Annotated in this window: 1 protein-coding gene; it reads left to right on the top strand. The window is 63.5% G+C overall.

Annotated features, from left to right (window positions below; all coding sequences use genetic code 11):
* Positions 1–19: 19 nt before the first annotated feature.
* The coding region (locus U9977_RS18295; protein ID WP_322750498.1) for a hypothetical protein at positions 20–1514 on the top strand (1495 nt) is incomplete at its 3' end.

Here is a 1514-nt window from a genome sequence, read left to right on the forward strand (position 1 = left end):
CGCTGCCGCCGAGCTCGAAATGGACGGCCAACTGACCCTGCCTCGCCTGCTTGAAAAAGTAGTGCTGACCATCGTCGACCCGGCTGTACGGTGGTTGCTCCGATATGGGGTCGTGCCGCGACGGTTACGGTTTGATGCCGTCCGTAGGGTGATGCGCCCCCATCTCGAACACATAATGGCTGGCTCGTCCGACGAGGACGACCCGCTCCCCCCGAATGTCTTTCCGCACACATCTCAGGCCCTCGGTGACGACGAACTGGATCGGATCTGGGCGAACCTGCTCTCCTATGCCGGTATCCTCTCATTCCTGCAACATTCCCTGGATGACCCGGAAGCCGTCGTCTTCCACAGCCGTACACGTCGGTGGATGCGCGAACTCGTCGCCGAGGAGCAGGTGTTCAAGGACCTACATCGTGCCTTTGCAAAGGATTTCTTCCAGAAATCCGAGGCTTTTGAGCCCGGGCGGGGTGCTGAATGGGTGTCCTGCTACCGGGAGGTTGTCTATCACAAATTCCAGTGTGCTGCTCCAGAGGCTTTGGATGAATGGCGGGATGCACTCCTGCGTTGCCGACGCGCCGGGGCATTCGACGACCTGACGGTACTCGCCCAGGATATCCTGGGGGAAGATTATCAGAATGAGGACGGGAACCCGACTGTCGGGTCGCTTGTCGAAGGTGAGGCGGAACTGCTCCTCGCCAATGCTGCTGCCCGGCGGGCATGGCGCCACCGGGCGAATGCCCCCGACCCACGCTGGTCAGCAGCCGCACGCCACCTGAGCCGTTACGACCAGCTCTGTGTGGAACCGTCGCCGCGACCCGTATTGGCGGCCGCGGTCCGCGCGGCTGTCCGGCTGGCCGAGGGGGCGGCCCGGGAGGCACTGGAGATCGCGGAGCCTGTGCTTGACGTCATCTCCGGCCATACGTCCGAGGACCTTGGTGACAAGATCGATATTTGGCAGGTAGTCGGTGACTGCCGCGCGGCGCTAGGCGATGATCGGGCTATTGAGGCTTACAGGAATGCGCTGACCGCCGCTGCCGGCTGGAGCGGCCGTGAGGAAGAGATCACGCTCGCGCTCGCCGATCACCATGAGCAGCGAGGCGACTTCGACGCTGCGCTGCGGGCCGTCCCCGATGGTGGATCCCCATCGGTTACGCTGAAGCTTCGGCGGATACACCTGCTGTTGCGGTGCGCTGAGCCGCAGGAAGCTGCCAACACTGCACGGCGGGCGCTCACCGACCCGGCTCCATTGGTTGGCAGGGCTGATCTTGCCCCTGCCGAACGGGCTGCACTGATTCGGGCACAGGCTGAGGCTGCCCTGCTGCTCGGCGATGAGCGTACCGCCTTGAGCTGTCTCGACCAGGCCATGATGATCCCCGATGATGATTTCTCATCGGTCGAGGACGGCATCCACCATCGTGCCCTCACCCTGCAGCTTCACGCCTCGCTTCTCGGCGAGTTGCTCATGTTGGACGAGGCAGGGGAGAAGTTTCGCGAGGCTGGGGAACTGTGGCGCG

It is taken from the genome of Protofrankia sp. Cas8 (assembly GCF_963555845.1).
In the GTDB taxonomy this organism is placed as follows: domain Bacteria; phylum Actinomycetota; class Actinomycetes; order Frankiales; family Frankiaceae; genus Protofrankia.